The organism is Acinetobacter sp. M5A5_2a, from assembly GCF_053345265.1.
In genome coordinates, this window is record NZ_JBKEZV010000004.1 from 251,488 (window position 1) to 269,633 (window position 18,146).

General features: G+C 37.7%; 16 protein-coding genes. 8 read left to right on the forward strand and 8 right to left on the reverse strand.

The window, feature by feature from the left end; genetic code table 11:
* Positions 1-2 precede the first annotated feature (2 nt).
* The 3 genes from estB to rubA form a co-directional block, all read right to left on the reverse strand.
* On the reverse strand, positions 3-947 hold the full coding sequence (estB, locus tag ACLBWE_RS07945; protein WP_005042235.1) for an esterase EstB: 945 nt from the start codon (positions 945-947) through the stop codon (positions 3-5).
* A gap of 53 nt (positions 948-1,000) precedes the next feature.
* Positions 1,001-2,182, reverse strand: a complete 1,182-nt coding sequence (gene rubB / locus ACLBWE_RS07950; RefSeq protein ID WP_003653048.1) for a rubredoxin reductase RubB — start codon at positions 2,180-2,182, stop codon at positions 1,001-1,003.
* A gap of 94 nt (positions 2,183-2,276) precedes the next feature.
* The gene (gene rubA / locus ACLBWE_RS07955; protein ID WP_000760495.1) at positions 2,277-2,441 is read right to left on the reverse strand and encodes a rubredoxin RubA; all 165 of its coding nucleotides are present in this window, start codon (positions 2,439-2,441) and stop codon (positions 2,277-2,279) included.
* A 435-nt stretch (positions 2,442-2,876) separates the two neighbouring features.
* Here rubA and ACLBWE_RS07960 point away from each other — a divergent pair, with 435 nt between their 5' ends.
* Positions 2,877-3,317: an SRPBCC family protein gene (locus ACLBWE_RS07960; RefSeq protein WP_003653046.1), complete on the forward strand. Its 441-nt coding sequence runs from the start codon at positions 2,877-2,879 to the stop codon at positions 3,315-3,317.
* Between the two features lie 54 nt (positions 3,318-3,371).
* Here ACLBWE_RS07960 and ACLBWE_RS07965 read toward each other — a convergent pair whose 3' ends face one another.
* Positions 3,372-3,860 carry a YqiA/YcfP family alpha/beta fold hydrolase gene (locus ACLBWE_RS07965; protein ID WP_045434567.1) on the reverse strand — a complete coding sequence of 163 codons (489 nt, stop codon included), beginning with the start codon at positions 3,858-3,860 and terminating at the stop codon, positions 3,372-3,374.
* A 258-nt stretch (positions 3,861-4,118) separates the two neighbouring features.
* Here ACLBWE_RS07965 and lysS point away from each other — a divergent pair, with 258 nt between their 5' ends.
* The 5 genes from lysS to cysN all read left to right on the forward strand — a co-directional run bounded on the left by lysS (position 4,119) and on the right by cysN (position 10,212).
* On the forward strand, positions 4,119-5,648 hold the full coding sequence (gene lysS / locus ACLBWE_RS07970; protein ID WP_003653042.1) for a lysine--tRNA ligase: 1,530 nt from the start codon (positions 4,119-4,121) through the stop codon (positions 5,646-5,648).
* A 188-nt stretch (positions 5,649-5,836) separates the two neighbouring features.
* Complete coding sequence (locus tag ACLBWE_RS07975) at positions 5,837-7,282, forward strand: capsule assembly Wzi family protein (protein WP_447602151.1); 1,446 nt, start codon at positions 5,837-5,839, stop codon at positions 7,280-7,282.
* Between the two features lie 253 nt (positions 7,283-7,535).
* Positions 7,536-7,667 (forward strand): hypothetical protein, encoded by a 132-nt coding sequence (locus ACLBWE_RS07980; protein WP_080026499.1) that lies wholly within the window; start codon positions 7,536-7,538, stop codon positions 7,665-7,667.
* Positions 7,660-8,568, forward strand: a complete 909-nt coding sequence (cysD, locus tag ACLBWE_RS07985; RefSeq protein ID WP_133746568.1) for a sulfate adenylyltransferase subunit CysD — start codon at positions 7,660-7,662, stop codon at positions 8,566-8,568. Before ACLBWE_RS07980 ends, cysD begins: the two co-directional genes overlap by 8 nt.
* A 30-nt stretch (positions 8,569-8,598) precedes the next feature.
* Positions 8,599-10,212, forward strand: a complete 1,614-nt coding sequence (gene cysN, locus ACLBWE_RS07990; RefSeq protein WP_348950280.1) for a sulfate adenylyltransferase subunit CysN — start codon at positions 8,599-8,601, stop codon at positions 10,210-10,212.
* A gap of 52 nt (positions 10,213-10,264) precedes the next feature.
* On the opposite strand, the gene ACLBWE_RS07995 is transcribed toward cysN, so the two are convergent.
* On the reverse strand, positions 10,265-10,813 hold the full coding sequence (locus tag ACLBWE_RS07995; RefSeq protein WP_005042221.1) for a DUF2239 family protein: 549 nt from the start codon (positions 10,811-10,813) through the stop codon (positions 10,265-10,267).
* A gap of 222 nt (positions 10,814-11,035) precedes the next feature.
* On the opposite strand from ACLBWE_RS07995, the gene ACLBWE_RS08000 reads away from it, so the two are divergent.
* A complete protein-coding gene (locus ACLBWE_RS08000; RefSeq protein ID WP_005042220.1) occupies positions 11,036-11,548 on the forward strand; it encodes a hypothetical protein in 513 nt (170 codons plus the stop codon).
* Between the two features lie 40 nt (positions 11,549-11,588).
* Here the strand turns inward: ACLBWE_RS08000 and ACLBWE_RS08005 are convergent, their stop codons facing one another.
* The 3 genes from ACLBWE_RS08005 to ACLBWE_RS08015 form a co-directional block, all read right to left on the reverse strand.
* A complete protein-coding gene (locus ACLBWE_RS08005) occupies positions 11,589-12,926 on the reverse strand; it encodes a CitMHS family transporter (protein ID WP_017391687.1) in 1,338 nt (445 codons plus the stop codon).
* 570 nt (positions 12,927-13,496) lie between these two features.
* On the reverse strand, positions 13,497-14,822 hold the full coding sequence (locus ACLBWE_RS08010) for a hemolysin family protein (RefSeq protein WP_003653027.1): 1,326 nt from the start codon (positions 14,820-14,822) through the stop codon (positions 13,497-13,499).
* 110 nt (positions 14,823-14,932) lie between these two features.
* Positions 14,933-15,922 carry a LysR family transcriptional regulator gene (locus ACLBWE_RS08015; RefSeq protein ID WP_003653025.1) on the reverse strand — a complete coding sequence of 330 codons (990 nt, stop codon included), beginning with the start codon at positions 15,920-15,922 and terminating at the stop codon, positions 14,933-14,935.
* Between the two features lie 587 nt (positions 15,923-16,509).
* On the opposite strand from ACLBWE_RS08015, the gene ACLBWE_RS08020 reads away from it, so the two are divergent.
* The gene (locus ACLBWE_RS08020) at positions 16,510-18,114 is read left to right on the forward strand and encodes an isocitrate lyase (protein WP_003653024.1); all 1,605 of its coding nucleotides are present in this window, start codon (positions 16,510-16,512) and stop codon (positions 18,112-18,114) included.
* Positions 18,115-18,146: the final 32 nt, after the last annotated feature.

The window sequence follows — 18,146 nt, forward strand, 5'->3', positions numbered from 1 at the left end:
TCCTAGTCTGATGATTTAAAATGATGCGCAAATAAACCGCTAAGTTGTGGAATAAAATGTGCAGGGATATCATGCCCCATTCCATCAATTAATTCAAACTTAGCACCGGAAATTGCTTTTGCTACAGCCTTACCGTGGCTAGGGGGAAGTAAGCGATCGCGAGAGCCATGTAAGACTAAAGCGGGTTGCTTAATTTCACGGTCCAGTTGTAGTAAGGAGCCTGTACATAATATTGCTAAAAACTGCTGAAGTACACCAGCAGGATAGTAGCTACGTTGATAAAGCTTACGCGCAGTTTGTATTGCTTCAATCTGGTTGATATAACCAGGTGAACCAATCAGTTGAAATAGTTTTAAACTATGATTAACAATACCTTCTTCGTCACGCGACTCAGGTTTACCGATTAAACTCAAAAGCTGTTTCGGAAAAGGTGGTGGTAAAAAAGGCTGGTTATTGCTTGTAAACATGAGCCCTAATTTTTCAACCTTTTCTGGATATTTTGCTGCAAGAATTTGAGCAATCATCCCACCCATTGATGCACCAATCACATGCGCTTTGTTCACGCCTAAACGATCAATGAGCATAGATACATCGTCTGCCATATCATGCAGAGTATAGGGCGCACCCTGATTAGTTAGCCCCAGTGCAAAGCGGCCCATCAATTTGACGGTATTTAAACGTTTACCTTCATGACGTACTTTTGAAGAAAGGCCAATATCACGGTTATCAAAACGAATAACACGAAATCCTTGATCAATCAGCGATTTACAGAAGAAATCTGGCCAAAAAAGCATTTGAGCACCAAGGCCCATAATCAGCAAAATGGTTGGATGTTCTGGTTTTCCACCTACTTCTACATGTAACTCAATTCCATTGCCTAAGTTGACTTTGGTTTCTTGCATGAAAGATGTGTACGGTGAAATGTTAAACTGTAAGGCGCTATTCATGTTATTCATTCCTTAAAGGAATACTCTCTAAGTGAGTATTCCTGATACAAACCTTATGCTTGGGCTGGAATAAGATCTGGGACAAGCTTTGTCAAAGTTAAGCGTTGTTTACCTGCGGTTGCACCTAGCAATACAAAACCACGCAATGTTCCTTCATTGTCAATTGCTTTGGCAAGCATACCATCGTCGAACTCTTCTGTTTCCCAATTCACTTCTACATCAACCGGAGCTGGTAAAACTGTAAGTGGAGCAGCTGGCGTTTTTACTGCAACTGGCATAGCAGGGTAGTGCACAGCAGTTTGTTGCCCACTGAGTGTTTTTGCGAGAGCACGAGCCTGTTGCATAATCGGCATAACATATGGAAGTAAAGTACCATTTACCTCTGCGCAATCCCCAATTGCATAAATGTCTGCTTGATTTGTTTCCAGTAAACTATTGGTAATAATTCCACGGCTCGTTTGAATATCTGCACTTTGAGCAACTGAAATATTTGGCTGTAGGCCAATCGCAGAAAGAACAATGTCCGCAACCAGTGTTTGTCCGTTTGCGAGTGTTATCGCATAATCTTCGCCATTATTAATTTTGCTAACTTTTTCAACAGTGGTTCCGAGTGCAAATTTTACTCCAGCTTCCTCAAGATTTTGCTGGAAAGCAGAAGCAATATGTGATGGAAGTAAACGACCTAATGGTTGCGGTGCTAAATCAATGACAGTGATGTCATATTCACTATGAAGTAAGTCGTTGGCAAACTCGCAACCAATTAAACCTGCACCTAAAATAACAACGCGTTTGTCTTTACGCTGAGCTAGATTTTCACGAAAAGCGCGGTAATCAATGAGTGAATTCACAACATGAATGTCATCGCTACCATCACCTGCAATTGCAAGGCGAATTGGGTTAGCACCCACGGCTAAAATCAATTTTGAATAGGGTTGTTGTGAAGTTACACCATCTTTTTCAAGAACAAGCTCATGACGTTCAGCTAAAATTTCTTTCACAAAGGTAAAAGGCTCAATACGCATATTGAGTTGAGTACCCATTTTTGTCGCATCGCCTAAAGGAATTTGTTCAGGTGCTTTTTTACCTGCAAATGCATTTGATAATGTTGGCTTTGCATAGTTCACTGCATCATCCGCACAAATCATCACAAGTTCTTGCTCTGGGCTAAGCTTACGGAACTCACGTGCTAAGGTATAACCCGCCATGCCTGATCCGATAATGACGATAGGATGCATTTTTTTCTCCAGAGTTAGAATTATTTATTTAATACGGTGATTAGTAATATTCGTAAAAAAGACCATGTCAATCATGGCCTTTTACTTTACGTTCTTAGATTTCGATCATTTCGAAGTCAGCTTTTGAAACGCCGCAATCAGGGCAAGTCCAGTCATCTGGAATATCTTCCCATTTTGTTCCAGCTGCAATGCCGTCTTGTGGCCAACCTTCCGCTTCGTCATAAATCCATCCACAAACGATACATTGATATTTTTTCATGAGACTCTCCGCACTGATAAGTTTGCTCAAAGCTGCCTTTCAGTAAAACTATTCCATCTATTAATAATGTAACTACGATCCGGTCAATAATAACCAATGTGCCTTTGATCGGATATCAAATTTTTACGCAGTTCTACATTCAAAGTAAAGTAAATAACGGAGTTTAATCATTCGTAAGCAAAGATGAATGGCAGGTTAGGACAAATAAGTGGTTATTTAGGCAAAACTTCGCCATAAACTAATAATAACTAATGCATTCTTAAAATTAATTTTATTGATGAAAATATCTTGAAATAAAGAGCACCTTATAATTTAAAAGATTCATCTCATACGAAAGCTAAATAACAACAAACTATGATGTGACAGAATGTCATTATTAAAACCCAAAATTAAAATTTGCTGTCATTAAGACGGTATAAATCAGGGAAGTGAAATATGGAAAATTTAGTATATGAAGTAGAAATTGAGGCGCCTATAGAAAAAGTATGGGACATACTTTGGAATAGCGAGACATATAACGCTTGGACGAAATTCTTTGCGCCGGATTCCTCCATGCGTACCGACTGGCAAATAGGTGGTAAAACTTATTTTCTTGACGGTGAAGGAAATGGCATGGTTTCAACGATTGAACAAATGCAAAAACCGGAAATATTAATTTTTAAACATTTAGGAATGATTAAGGAGGGTAAGGAAGATTTAGAAAGTGAAGAGGTTAAAGGGTGGAGTGGTTCCTTAGAAAAATATTTTCTAACCCAAAAAGATAATATCACCACTTTAAAAGTTGAATTGGCCACCTTACCTGAATATATGGGCATGTTGAAAAGTGGCTTTGTTCAAGGTTTTGAGGTAGTTAAAAAAATGGCAGAAGCAAAATAGAGCTTCGTTTATTTACGTATCAAACCGTTTTTTCAAAAATCAAACTATATAAATCTAAGCCAAATATTTTTTATAAATTTTCATAATGAGATCATTAAGTCGTGAAGGATAGGCCAAGCGATGATGTCCACCTTCAAAAGTTTCAATATTCATATAAGGGGCAAGTTTTTCTTGAACGTGATACATATCAAGTTGCTCATCTCCTAACTCTAAATAAGCCATTTTAGGGTTAGAGAGAGTGAGTTCATCTTCAGAAAGTTGAGGATAGTCAGCCCGAAAGTTAGGTGTAAGACTTGGATTCGCCACAATAACAGCTAATTTATGTTGAGCAGCAGTTTTCAGCGCCCAATAGCCTCCAATGCTATGGCCTACCAATAAGTCTGGTTTGATCGTCTGAATAACCTGATGGTAAAAGTACTCAACAGAGGCATAACTTAAGTTACGATAATCGACGTCAATACAAAATTTTTCAGGATGTAAAATGGCATGGAACTTTGTCGATTCACGCGAAGAATCCAAGCCATGTAAAAATAGAATTTTCATTATTTACGACACAATCTCATTGATAAAATAAAAGGTAAATAGGACCTTTTGAATATCGAGGTTATTTGGATTTTTTTATATTTTACTAAATGCTTTAAAAAATGATCTTAGCGATTGGTCTAAGTCATTTTGCCTTTAAAAAGTAGTGTTCGGTTTTATAAAATTGTCTTTTTTCATTTTTGTTTGATTGAAATCATTCGAAAAACTCCCGCAATCTGTTAAGATATAGCACTTAATTTTTACTTAATCGAGGCAGAGATGACGCAACAAAACGATCAATCGACTTCTGAACCAACTATTTCCGAAAACGATTTAATTGCACAGCGTCATGCCAAATTAAAGCAAATCCAAGATGTTGCGAAGGAAACTGGAAAGAGTCCTTGGCCGAATACGTTTAAGCGTGAACATTACGCTGCTGATCTACAAGAACAATTTAAAGATCAGTCGAAAGAACAAATTGAAAGCGCTGAGCATGTTTATGTAAAAATTGCTGGTCGTGTCATGTTAAACCGTGGATCTTTCATGGTTATTCAAGATATGACAGGTCGTATTCAGTTATATGTTGACCGTAAAGGTTTACCAAAAGATATCCTCGAGACCATTAAAGGTTTAGATCTTGGTGACATTATTGCTGCAGAAGGTTATATCGGACGCTCAGGAAAAGGTGACTTGTATGTTCACCTTGAAGGTTTTGAGCTTTTAACGAAATCGCTTCGCCCATTACCAGATAAATTCCATGGTTTAAATGACACAGAAGTTAAGTATCGTAAACGTTACCTTGACTTAATTGTGAATGAAGAAACACGTAAAACTTTTGAAATCCGTGCCAAAGTCGTTGCTGGAATTCGAGCATTTTTAAACAATGAACGTTTCATGGAAGTTGAAACGCCAATGATGCATGTGATTCCGGGTGGCGCATCTGCACGTCCGTTTGAAACACATCACAATGCTTTGGATATGCCATTATTCTTGCGTATTGCACCTGAGCTTTATTTAAAACGTTTGGTTGTTGGTGGTTTTGAGCGTGTGTTTGAAATTAACCGTAACTTCCGTAACGAAGGTGTTTCAACACGTCATAACCCTGAATTTACGATGATCGAGTTTTATCAAGCTTACGCTGACTATAAAGACTTGATGGCATTAACTGAAAATATGATTGAAAAATTGGCCTTGGATATTTTAGGTACAACTGATGTGCCTTACCAAGGTGAAGTGTTTAGCTTCAAAGGGCCATACAAAAAAATCTCTATGTTTGATGCGATTTTAGAGAATAACCCACAGTTTACGCCAGAAAATGTTGGCGACCGTGAGTTTCTTGCTCAATTCATTCGTGAAGAATTAAAAGAACAAGTTAAGCCAGGTTTTGGTTTAGGTAAGCTTCAAACTATCGTATTTGAAGAAACAGTTGAAACTAAACTACGTCAGCCAACATTTATTACTGAATATCCAGCTGAAACATCTCCACTCGCTCGCCGTAATGATGACAATCCGCATGTTACCGATCGTTTTGAGTTTTTCATCGGTGGTCGTGAATTGGCAAATGGTTTCAGCGAGTTAAACGATCCAATTGATCAGGCTGAGCGTTTCCAAGCCCAAGTTGCAGAGAAAGATGCTGGTGATGATGAAGCTATGCATTACGATGCAGAGTTCGTTGAAGCGCTTGAGTATGGTTTACCACCTACAGCGGGTGAGGGTATCGGTATTGACCGTTTGGTCATGTTATTTGCCGATGCACCAAGTATTCGTGATGTAATTTTATTCCCGCACATGCGTCGTAAAGAAGGTTAATCTTCTAAAGGTAATAAAAAAGGCAGTATTTATACTGCCTTTTTTATTACTTATATATCTCAAAAACTTACCTATCTACACTAATCTTAAGATAGCGTTAAAAAATGTAATTGCACAGTTTAACAATTGCAAAGTTGTGATAAAAAATTTAAGGTGTTGCTCATAAATAACTTTGAGAATTGGCTGGCATGTTTCTAAGAAAAACACTTTCGATTGCAATATTGGCAACTGCTTCATCCGCTATTTTTGCACAAGGTTTAGTGCTAAATAATGAGGACTTACGTACAGACTTAAATTGGTTGAATCAACAAGGTGTTATCAAGATTAGCACCTCAACTTGGCCGTTAAGTGGTGATGAAATCCAGAGAGCACTCTCTCAAGCACAAGTGACGCATCCAGCTCAACAAAAAGTTATTAATTCAGTTCTTGATGCATTAAAAGCAGATAACAATACGGTTAAAGTGGGCGCTTTTGCTGAAACTGATAGCAAAAATATTCCACAAGCATTCGGTGATAATCAAAAAGCTCAATATCAAGGTTCTTTAGAGTTTAATGCAGGTGGTGAAAACTGGGATGCAAAAATCCGAGTAAATGCAGAAAAAGACCCACAAATTGATAATGGGCAAGATGTGAATGTTGAAGGCTCATATGTGGCGGGTAAACTTTGGAATCAGTGGGTAGTTGCGGGTCAAATTCCAACATGGTGGGGTCCTGGGCATGATGGTAGCTTAATTCGTGGTGATGCTAGCCGCCCAGTTTATGGTGTAACGGCACAACGTGCTGTACAAAATGCTTTTGATACAAAATGGTTATCTTGGATTGGACCTTGGCAATATCAAGCTTTTGCTGGTCAATTAGATGACTATAAATCAGTTCCTGATGCTAAGTTAATTGGCTTGCGTGTAACTGCACAACCATTGCCATATATTGAGTTAGGCGCATCGCGTGCTATTCAATGGGGTGGTGATGGACGTCCTGAAAGTTTTAGTTCTTTGTGGGATGCATTTGTCGGCAATAAAGATAATGGCGGAACTGGTGAAGCAGATCCATCAAACCAAATTGCTGGCTTCGACGGCCGTTTATTATTACAACCGCTATTCCAAGTTCCAGTTAGTATATATGGACAATATGTAGGTGAAGATGAAGCGGGCGGTTTACCTTCTAAGAAAATGTACTTAGCAGGTGTGGACTATTCATCTAGCTACAATAACTTGCCTTATCAACTTTATGCAGAATGGGCGGATACACGTACTAATGGTGATGTAAGAGGTATCTCTTATGCGCATTCAACTTATAAAGATGGTTATTACCAACATGGTTACCCATTAGGCCACGCGATGGGTGGTGATGGACAAATGTATTCAGTGGGTGGTGATATCCGCTTTGATGTCATGAACCGTTTAAGCGGTCGTGCTATGGTGGTTAAAGTCAACCAATCTAACTTGGCCATCAATAAAGCGTTCTCTAAAGATGATGAAATTAAAGCACTTGATTTAACTTGGACGCATTACATCAAACCTGATCTTCCATTAAAAATTAATGGCTGGGTAAGTGATTCTGATCTAGAAGGTAATGATGCAGGCGCATCTATTGGTATTGAAATTCCATTAGAACGTAAAATGTTCGGTTTCTAAGATTAGATTATGTTTTAGAAAAGAGAAGCTATTAAGGCTTCTCTTTTTTATGGTTTTTAGAGAAATCTAAAGAGTAGAACATGATTTGCTTAAGTTGGCTGCACAAGCTACGATTGCAAAGTTGTGCAAGTGAATCAGCATATTATATGTATATGATGAAATCGAATATCAATATGAAAAAACAAGCAAAAGGAATCGGTTTTAAATCACTATAATGCATAACTAATGCTATAAGCCATATAAAGGCTTGTGGTTGGATTATTTATCACGAAAAATTGGAGTTGTTATGGCACTCGTTCCTCCACATGGTCTTCTACGTGGTGGTTTAATACCACTTCTAGATTTTATGGGCAAAATGGATAGAGAAGGACGTGTTCATGACTGAATCAAGACTCACACATCTCAAGCAACTTGAAGCTGAAAGCATTCATATTATCCGTGAAGTTGCTGCTGAATTTGAAAATCCGGTAATGCTTTACTCAATTGGTAAAGACTCTGCGGTAATGCTTCATCTTGCGTTAAAAGCGTTTTACCCAGCTAAACTTCCATTCCCACTATTACATGTAGATACTGGGTGGAAATTTAAAGAAATGATTTCATTTCGCGATAACATGGCAAAAACGTATGGCTTTGATTTAATCGTTCATCAGAACAAAGAAGGTCGCGAAGCTGGCATTAATCCATTTGATCATGGTAGCTCAAAATACACAGATATTATGAAAACCCAAGCTTTGAAACAGGCTTTGGATAAATATCAATTTGATGCTGCTTTTGGTGGCGCACGCCGTGATGAAGAAAAATCACGTGCGAAAGAACGTGTTTATTCATTCCGTGATAGTAAGCATCGTTGGGATCCGAAAAACCAGCGTCCTGAACTTTGGAATCTTTACAATGGTAAAGTGAACAAAGGTGAAAGTATTCGTGTATTCCCTTTATCTAACTGGACTGAGTTGGATATCTGGCAATATATCTATTTAGAAAATATTCAAATCGTTCCTCTTTATTTCTCTGCTGTTCGTCCAGTAGTAGAGCGTAGTGGTACGTTAATCATGGTTGATGATGAACGTATGCGCTTAAAAGAAGGTGAAGTTCCACAGATGAAGTCTGTACGTTTCCGTACGCTTGGCTGTTATCCATTAACTGGTGCAGTTGAGTCTGAAGCAGATACGTTACCTGAAATTATCCAAGAGATGCTTTTAGCCACTAGTTCTGAGCGTCAAGGTCGTATGATTGACCATGATGAAGCGGGCTCAATGGAAAAGAAAAAGCAAGAAGGCTATTTCTAAGACAATTTCTAAATTTGTGGAGTTTGAGCAATGTCTCATCAATCAGAATTAATCAGTCAAGATATCTTGGCCTATTTGAAGCAACATGAACAAAAAGACCTTCTGCGCTTTTTGACTTGCGGTAACGTAGATGATGGTAAAAGTACTTTAATTGGACGTTTACTCTACGACTCAAAATTGATTTATGAAGATCAATTGCAAGCTGTAACGCGCGATAGTAAAAAAGTAGGAACCACAGGTGATGCGCCAGACTTGGCATTACTTGTAGATGGTTTACAAGCTGAGCGTGAGCAGGGTATTACCATTGATGTGGCTTACCGCTATTTCTCGACAGAAAAGCGTAAGTTTATTATTGCTGACACACCTGGGCATGAACAATACACCCGTAACATGGCAACAGGTGCATCAACAGCTGATCTTGCAATTATTTTGATTGATGCGCGTTATGGTGTGCAAACTCAAACTCGTCGTCATACGTTTATTGCTAGTTTACTTGGTATTAAAAATATCGTTGTTGCTATTAATAAAATGGACTTGGTTGAGTACTCTCCTGAACGCTTTACTGAAATTCAGATTGAATATGATGCTTTCGTAAGCCAATTAGGTGATCGTCGTCCAGCCAATATTCAGTTTGTACCGATTTCTGCTTTAAATGGTGATAACGTAGTAAATGTTTCTGAGCATACAGCTTGGTACAAGGGTCAAACCTTGATGAGCATTCTTGAATCTGTGGAAATTAGTCGTGAATCAAACAAACACGAATTCCGTTTCCCTGTTCAATATGTGAACCGTCCAAACCTCGATTTCCGTGGTTTTGCTGGTACTGTTGCTTTGGGTGAAATCAATGTTGGTGATGAAATCGTTGCATTACCATCAGGTAAGCGTTCAACAGTTAAAGAAATCGTTACTTTTGACGGAAATCTAGATCAAGCTGTTGCGGGTCAAGCTGTAACATTAACGTTGAATGATGAAATTGATATTAGCCGTGGTAACGTTCTAGTACGTGCAGGCGAACAACCATTAATTTCGCGCAGTGTTCGTGCTTCAGTGGTGTGGATGAATGAACATCCGCTCGTGAAAGGTAAGTTGTACAACGTTAAGATTGGTACACAAACTGTTCCAGCAAAAGTGACTAATATTCACTATCGTGTGAATGTGAATACGCTTGAGCATACTCAGGTTGAAGAGCTTGAGTTAAATGCAATTGCGGACGTTGTTGTTGAGTTTGATGCACCAGTCGTATTTGACCAGTATCAAGATTCACGATACACAGGTTCATTTATTTTCATTGATCGTTTAAGCAATGTAACGGTTGGTGCGGGTATGGTTGAGTCTGCGGTAGAGTGGACTGCGTATAGTAATCCTGTTACTGCTGAAGACCGTGCTGCACGTTTAGGCCAAAAGCCAGCAGCAGTTCAAGTTTCTGCAAAAGCACTCGAGCAAGCTCAAGTCATCGAAAGTTCGTTAATTCAGCAAGGCGTAGTTGCTATTGCTAAAGTTGATTTAACGGAAGAACAAGTTGCTTTGCTCCGTCAAACTGGCGTAACTGTTTTGACTACTGTAGCTGAAGGTACTGATACTAGCATTACTACTGAAAATGTAGATGAGTTGGTTGAACAAATTATTGCATTAGTCCGTCTTTAATAGGCTGAATTGATTTTGAAAAAACCCGCGTAAGCGGGTTTTTTTATTGGATTTAGAAAATACTTTGAGTTTTTAAAGTTAAATATTCTCTTAAATCTTTAGGATAGCTCTGAATCATCTTTAAAAATATATCTCGATCGCCTTGATATAAGGCGCGTGTTGCTTCTTCGTAATTTGGCATATTACCCAACATGGCAGACATAAAACGGTCGATGGCTTGTTTAGCGAGCATAATATTACCTTCAGAATTTGGGTTATTTAACTCTTTATCAATTAACTTACGAATTACTGCTGATGCACTCGCACTTTGTTGATCTAACCAATCCCAATGTTTTTTCTGTAAAGTGATTTCACGAGAAATTACTCCGAGTTTAGGTCGTCCAACTTTTTTTATTTCTTCCGGTTCAGCATAACGTTGTTGAAATTCTTGTTCCGAACCAGAAAGATCAAGATCAATTTGTTGACCTGTTTGATCGTTAAAAATCAGAATATTTTCCGTTGGTTTCGGAAGATCTTTAAGTTTTTTTGCAAGTTCAACTAGGGAGTCACTCGCAATAAGCGTACTTCCAGTGAAAGCAGTATAGGTAATTTTAGTATTCATTTTAGCCGCATATTTTTATCTGGGTAAAATAATATTATCAGGGTAAAATTAATTTAGCAAATAATTAAAATTATAACCAAAGAATTATTTGATTTTATGAGTGTAGTCTATGAAGTTAGGACTATAAAAATAGTCAAGATAATAGGCTATTTAAAATTTTACTCTGCTTTAGTGGTGCTTTTATGAGAGAATATGCCTTTAGTTGTATGTATAAGGACTCCTATGTTTGAGCAATCTCCTGAATCTTTAAGCGATATCGAAATTTTAGACATTTTACAGTCTATGAAAAAAGATAAGCTAGATACGGAAGCAAATGAGATTATCCGTAATGGGGGGAAAGCTGGGCGTCAAGAAGCACATAAACAGGCTTTAGTTGCATTGAATGCAAACTTTGAAGAAAAGTTTGTAGAAGCTGCTACGCTGGCATTAGGCTTGAATTCAGGTCAAGCGAAAAAGATTCGTTATAAAAAAGACCGCATCCGTATTTTTAAAGCACGTGGTATTGATTATTTAGCTATTGATGGTGCAGAAACCGCTCAGGTTTTAGCTCAAGTTGCTCAAGCGATTAGTCGTGAAGACGCGATCGTGACTGAAGGTCTACACAATATTTTTCCATTTTGGAAAGAAGGTTGGCCAATGGTTCAGTTTGATAATGCTTATAAAATTTTAGAAGAAGACATTACATTGCATTTTAACATTGTGTTAGATCACTTAATTGAATATGTACAGAAATAAAAAAAGCCCCGATTGGGGCTTTTTTATTGCATATGAATAATTAAAGCGTGCTAAAGAGTGGGAAAACACCAATCACTAAAGCAGTACCCATTAATACCATACACGTTATGAATGCCCACTTTAAAGTGAATTTTTGATGGTCGGCAAAATCGACTTTAGCAAGACCACATAACAAATAGGTTGATGGAACAAGAGGTGATAGTAAGTGTACAGGTTGACCTACAATCGAAGCGCGAGCAATCGCTTCTGCACTAATACCATAATGTGAAGCGGCTTCAGCAAGAATTGGTAAAACACCATAGAAGAAAGCATCATTTGACATAAAGAATGTCAACGGCATACTCACTAAAGCAGTGATTGGTGCAAGATATGGACCCATGCTTGGAGGAATCATTGCGACGAACTCTTTAGACATCGCCTCAACCATACCTGTACCAGATAAAATTCCTGTGAAAATGCCTGCTGCAAAAATTAAGCCCACAACAGCTAAGACACTATCTGCATGCATTGCAATGCGCTTTTTCTGCATATCAACATCAGGGTAGTTAATAAGCATTGCGATACAGAACGCTATCATGAACAACACAGACATAGGCAAAATGCCTTTGATCAAAGCAATCATAAGAAGGATGGTAAGCACCATATTTACTTTGCGTAAATGTGGGCGGGTCGCTTCAGGATCTTTCGATACAGTAATATTGTCGCCATGGTGAGTTTCAAGCTCAATAACGCCTAAACGTTTTTGCTCGTAACGACCATATAAGTACGCCAAGAAAAATAACCAACCAATACTAATGACCATAGGAATGATCATTGGTACGAAAATGTGGCTTGGGTCAATTTGCAGGGCGCTTGCAGCACGAGCTGTAGGGCCACCCCATGGTGTTAGGTTCATTACACCGCTACATAACAGCATAAGTGCAGTCATGATGAGTGTATTCATTCCTAAGCGTTGATAAAGTGGCAACATTGCAGCCACACAAATCATATAAGTTGTTGAGCCGTCACCGTCTAAAGAAACCATTGTGGTTAAAAATACGGTTCCCATTGTGATTTTTAAAGGATCACCTTTAACCTTTTTCAAAATCCATTTAACCGGTGGATCGAAAAGACCTGCATCGATCATTAAGGCAAAATATAAAATTGCGAATAAAAGCATTACGCCAGTTGGCGCTAATTTTTTGATGCCTTCTAGCATCATCTCACTGAGACCTTTGAGTTCAATGTGACTCAAACTTTCAAAGTAGTGACCTAGGCCCCAGGCAATAAGAGAAAAAATAAATGGGATGAGAATTAAAGCAATAATAGGGCTTAAACGTTTGGACATGATTAAGTACATGAAGCACAAAATCATGCCAACACCAAGTAATGTCAGCATACAATCAATCCTTTGCCTATAGTTTTACTGAACAAGTTTATTCAAAACTCTGACCTTGGTTATTCTTATTAATTTTTATTAAAAAGACAAATAATATATTTAGTTTATTTGGTTAATATATATTCAGTTGGATAGGTATATTTGGACGAAATACTGAACATATATATTAAGATTATAGTAAGCATATAATAAATGTAATTCATTATAATGGATTATAAAGGTTTTATAAAAATAAAAATTATATGATATTTTTTAAAATTATATGTAGTTTGATGGTTGAAATGAGAAGAAGAACCATTTAAAGGCTTGCTTTGAGCTAAGTTACATAAGTTTGATGGCAATGTAAATGGGGATCTAATCGCTTCATGTTAATTGCGATATATAGATTATTCTATTATTTTTCAGTATTTAAGATTTAATGTAAGTGATAATTTAAATAATATTATTTTTAGATTAAAAGAGCAAATTGAATTTATAGATCTAAAATAATTATTACATATATTTGAAAAATTTATTTAGATTAAAAAAAATACCCCACATAAAATTGTGAGGTATTTAAATTAATATAAATCAGTTTTCATCAATTGATGAATGTACTTCGCTTTGTTCTAAAATTCGAGTTACAAGGAGTTGGTCAATTTTAAAATTATCGACATCGACTACTTCAAACTTGTAGCCACCGAATTCTACAAAATCTGCTGGACGTGGAATTTTGCGTAGGCGGTACATCATGAAGCCTGCTAATGTTTCATAATTTTCTTCATCAGGCATTTCATCAATTTCAAGTGCGTGTCTTAGGTCATCAATTGGTGTACTGCCATCAATTAACCACGAGTTATTATCGCGTTTAATGATTTGTTGATCTTCTTCAATTGGAGTTACCCAGTCGCCCATAACCGTAATCATAATATCGCTTAAGGTAATAACCCCTACAACAAGCGCATATTCATTTATAACAACCGCAAACTTTTCTTTGGTAGAGCGGAAGCGATCAAGTAATTCTGATAGGGTTAAGGTGTCCGGAATCATCAGGACAGTACGAATGGTTGTTTCGTTCAATTGTGTTGGAGATTGATTATTTAAAATACGAACAAGAAAGTCTTTGGCGTCGACGTAACCAATGACCTGATCAATATTTTCATTACATACCAAAAATTTTGAATAAGGATACTCTGCTAATTTTTGACGAATGCTATCTTCATGTTCATTTAAGGTGAAATAAACAACATTTTCACGTGTTGTCATACTGGAAGGTACGTTGCGTTCTTCTAATTCAAAAACATTCTCGATAAAGTGATGTTCTTGTTTTTGCAGTACACCTGCCTGCGCACCTGCATCCATTACTGCTGAAATATCATCAAAAGTAATGTTGTCTTCTCGTGTTGTATTCACTTTAAATAAACGGAATAGCAAGTTGGCAATTGCGTTAATTCCCCAAGCTAAAGGTTTACAAACCTTAATAAAAACCTGAATTGGATTAATAACACTAATTGCAATTTTTTCGGGTGCAATCATAGCCAAACGTTTTGGCATAAGATCGGCAAATAAAATAAAGAGTGATGTTACTAAAGTAAAGGATAGGGCAAAACCAATCGTTTGTGTCCAAGGACCTGCGTAGAAACGGTCAACTAAAGTCACGAAATAGGGACGAAAAGCAGCTTCACCCAAAATACCGCCTAAAATCGCAACTGCATTCAGACCAATTTGAGAGGCTGCAAAAAAGTCAGCAGATTGTTCTTGTAAATCTAGTACTTGTTGGGCGCGTTCTTCACCAGCTTCGGCTAGAATTTTTAACTTAACTTTTCTGGCACCAGCGAGTGCAATTTCAGTTAAAGATAAAAAGCCTGCTCCGATGATAAGCAGTACGATGATAATGATATTTTGAAAGAGACTCACAAATCACCTGAGATTCATCATTATTATGACTATGTTTTAACATAAAAAAGCGCTGAGGTAATCAGATTGATTGCTCAGCGCCTGAAATCGACAATTAAATTAAAATTTATTTAATAGTGAGAAAATTGTGAATTATTGGTTAGAAATTCACGGTTTTCCTCTTCAATCATTTGACGAGCAACAAATAAGATAAGTTGGCGCAACCAGCGATGAGCAGGGTGATGATGTAACAACGGGCACCAAGCCATTTTAAGTTCGAACTCTGGAATATAAAAAGGAGGATCCTTTATAACCAGTTTAGGGTTCTGTGTTTGTAGACGTGCCATCCGTGTTGGTAATGTGGCAATAAGGTCTACGTTTTGAGCAAGTAAAGCTGGCATTTGGTAGTGGCGAGTAAATACAGAAATTTTACGACGTTGACCAATACGTTCTAATGCCTGATCAATCCAGCCTAAACCACCTTGTTTATCAGGGTTTACGCCAAAACCGACACCCATACCTGTTTTAGAAACCCAGATATGTTGTGCATCTAAATAGCTTTTTAAATTTAAATGAGTTACAGCAGGGTGTTTATCGTTAAGAATACAACTGAAACTATCACGCCAAACTAAAACCTGATGGAAACTTTGTGGTATTTCATTAAATCTATTAATTGCGAGATCAACTTTACCTTGTTCCATGTCTCTATAAGACACATCACTTGGTGTAAGAAAATCAAGAACAACGTTTGGAGCTTCAGAGCGGAGCGCTTTAACAAGACGAGGAACTAAAGTTGCCTCGGCATAGTCCGATGTCATAATGCGGAAAACACGATTACTTGTATAAGGGCGGAATTCGGTACGGGGTTCCAAAATCATGGAGAGATCAGCAAGCGCATCACGAATACGAGGTTGTAATTCAAGAGCACGTTCTGTTGGAGTCATCCCTTCAGAAGAACGGATAAGAAGAGGGTCATTAAATAAATTACGTAAGCGACGTAAAATATTACTCATTGCAGGCTGAGTTACCCCAAGCTGTTCGGCCGCGCGCGTAACATTTTTTTCACGAAGAAGTACATCAAGATATATTAATAGATTAAGATCTACTCGCTCCAGATTCATAAAAAAAATACCGAAAATAAAACCCTGAAATTGTTTCAAATTATGCCATATCTAATAACTATTGTGTGAAAAAATGATGAGAAAAACGACATTTTTTGTAGGAATTAAGTAGGGGTAAAAAGTACTTCAAAGGCTGGATTTTATTATCTTTGCTACATTTTTAAGTATGAAGGTGACAAATAGAATATATTTATATATAACTTATTACTTTCTAGCATGGAAGTTGACTTTTTACATTGGCAAAAATAGCCTAATTTGCAATTGACTTTTAAGGTTAAAAATGGGTGGGAAAACTTCAAAAATTGTATAAAAATAAGACTTACTAAGTTTTTAGAATAAAAATCTATACTCCTTTAGAGTGATTTTATTTTTATAAACAAAGTGTTAATGTTTTTGGTTTTATCTATAATATCGGTTTATCGGTACATTTTTTAAATAAATACTGAAGATTAATAAAGGATATTGGATTAATTGATTGGCTAAGTCTAAGCTGTGTTCATGAAGAAGCAGCTGGTGTCATAAGAAATTTAAGTACATGACTCTAGGCTTCAATCGATGAAATCCTAAAATGAATACAGGACAATATCATGACTACATATCAAACAGCGATTGATGCAATCCGCGAACTAAAAGCAAAATTCGGTAGCACTTGGCGCGATATTAGCCCAGAAGATGCTGCACGTATGCAAATGCAAAACCAATTCAAAACTGGTTTAGACATTGCTAAATATACAGCTGCGATTATGCGTCGTGATATGGCTGCTTATGATGCTGACTCTAGCAAATACACTCAATCATTAGGTTGCTGGCACGGTTTTATCGCACAACAAAAAATGATTGCGAACAAAAAATACTTCGGTACTACTGAACGTCGCTATATCTACCTTTCTGGTTGGATGGTTGCTGCTCTTCGTTCAGAATTTGGTCCACTTCCTGACCAATCTATGCACGAAAAAACTTCAGTACCTGCATTAATCGAAGAAATCTACACTTTCTTACGTCAAGCTGACGCAAAAGAATTAAACGATTTATTCCGTGCGCTTAAAAAAGCAAACGAAGCTGGTGATACTGCTAAAGCTGCTGAAATCACTGCTCAAATCGACGGTTTCCAAACTCACATTGTGCCAATTATTGCTGACATCGATGCTGGTTTTGGTAACGAAGAAGCGACTTACTTGCTTGCTCGTAAAATGATTGAAGCTGGGGCATGTGCGCTTCAAATCGAAAACCAAGTATCTGATGCTAAACAATGTGGTCACCAAGCTGGTAAAGTAACTGTTCCACATGAAGATTTCATCTCTAAAATCCATGCATTACGTTATGCATTCTTAGAAATGGGTCTTGATGACGGTATCATCGTTGCGCGTACTGACTCTGAAGGCGCTGACTTGACTCAAAAAATCCCAGTGGTTAAAGAGCCAGGTGACATTGCTTCTCAATACATCGGTTTCTTAGACACTGTTGAAATTGACATTGCTGATGCTCAAGAAGACGAAATCTTGATCAAACGTGATGGTAAATTACACCGTCCTAAGCGTTTACCTTCTGGTTTGTATCAGTTCCGTGCTGACACTCAAATTGACCGTGTTGTACTTGACTGTGTATCTAGCCTTCAAAATGGTGCTGACCTTCTTTGGATCGAAACTGCGACTCCAAACGTAGAAGAAATCGCTCACATGGTTAACCGTGTTAAAGAAGTTGTTCCAAATGCGAAGCTTGTTTATAACAACAGCCCATCATTCAACTGGACTTTAAACTTCCGTCAACAAGCTTACGATCGTTGGGTTGCTGAAGGTAAAGACGTTTCTGCTTACGACCGTGCTAAATTAATGAGCGCTGAGTATGATGCTACTGAATTAGCTGCTGATGCAGACGCTAAGATCCGTACATTCCAAGCAGATGCTTCTCGTGAAGCGGGTGTGTTCCATCACTTGATCACACTTCCTACTTACCACACTGCTGCTCTTTCTACACATGAGCTTGCACAAGGTTACTTCGGTTCTGAAGGTATGTTGGCTTATGTTGCTGGCGTACAACGTAAAGAAATCCGTGGTGGTATCGCTTGTGTGAAACACCAAGCAATGGCGGGTTCTGACATCGGTGATGATCACAAAGAAATCTTCTCTGGTGACAATGCACTTAAAGCGCATGACGATGCTAAAAACACAATGAACCAATTCGCTGCACACTAAGAATTGATTTCAAAAAAAACCCGCTCAAATGA

Coding starts and splice junctions, on each gene's coding strand:
- estB (WP_005042235.1), bottom strand. CDS start 947: ATGAATAGCGCCTTACAGTTTAACATTTCACCGTACACATCTTTCATG.
- rubB (WP_003653048.1), bottom strand. CDS start 2,182: ATGCATCCTATCGTCATTATCGGATCAGGCATGGCGGGTTATACCTTA.
- rubA (WP_000760495.1), bottom strand. CDS start 2,441: ATGAAAAAATATCAATGTATCGTTTGTGGATGGATTTATGACGAAGCG.
- ACLBWE_RS07960 (WP_003653046.1), top strand. CDS start 2,877: ATGGAAAATTTAGTATATGAAGTAGAAATTGAGGCGCCTATAGAAAAA.
- ACLBWE_RS07965 (WP_045434567.1), bottom strand. CDS start 3,860: ATGAAAATTCTATTTTTACATGGCTTGGATTCTTCGCGTGAATCGACA.
- lysS (WP_003653042.1), top strand. CDS start 4,119: ATGACGCAACAAAACGATCAATCGACTTCTGAACCAACTATTTCCGAA.
- ACLBWE_RS07975 (WP_447602151.1), top strand. CDS start 5,837: ATGTTTCTAAGAAAAACACTTTCGATTGCAATATTGGCAACTGCTTCA.
- cysD (WP_133746568.1), top strand. CDS start 7,660: ATGACTGAATCAAGACTCACACATCTCAAGCAACTTGAAGCTGAAAGC.
- cysN (WP_348950280.1), top strand. CDS start 8,599: ATGTCTCATCAATCAGAATTAATCAGTCAAGATATCTTGGCCTATTTG.
- ACLBWE_RS07995 (WP_005042221.1), bottom strand. CDS start 10,813: ATGAATACTAAAATTACCTATACTGCTTTCACTGGAAGTACGCTTATT.
- ACLBWE_RS08000 (WP_005042220.1), top strand. CDS start 11,036: ATGTTTGAGCAATCTCCTGAATCTTTAAGCGATATCGAAATTTTAGAC.
- ACLBWE_RS08005 (WP_017391687.1), bottom strand. CDS start 12,926: ATGCTGACATTACTTGGTGTTGGCATGATTTTGTGCTTCATGTACTTA.
- ACLBWE_RS08015 (WP_003653025.1), bottom strand. CDS start 15,922: ATGAATCTGGAGCGAGTAGATCTTAATCTATTAATATATCTTGATGTA.
- ACLBWE_RS08020 (WP_003653024.1), top strand. CDS start 16,510: ATGACTACATATCAAACAGCGATTGATGCAATCCGCGAACTAAAAGCA.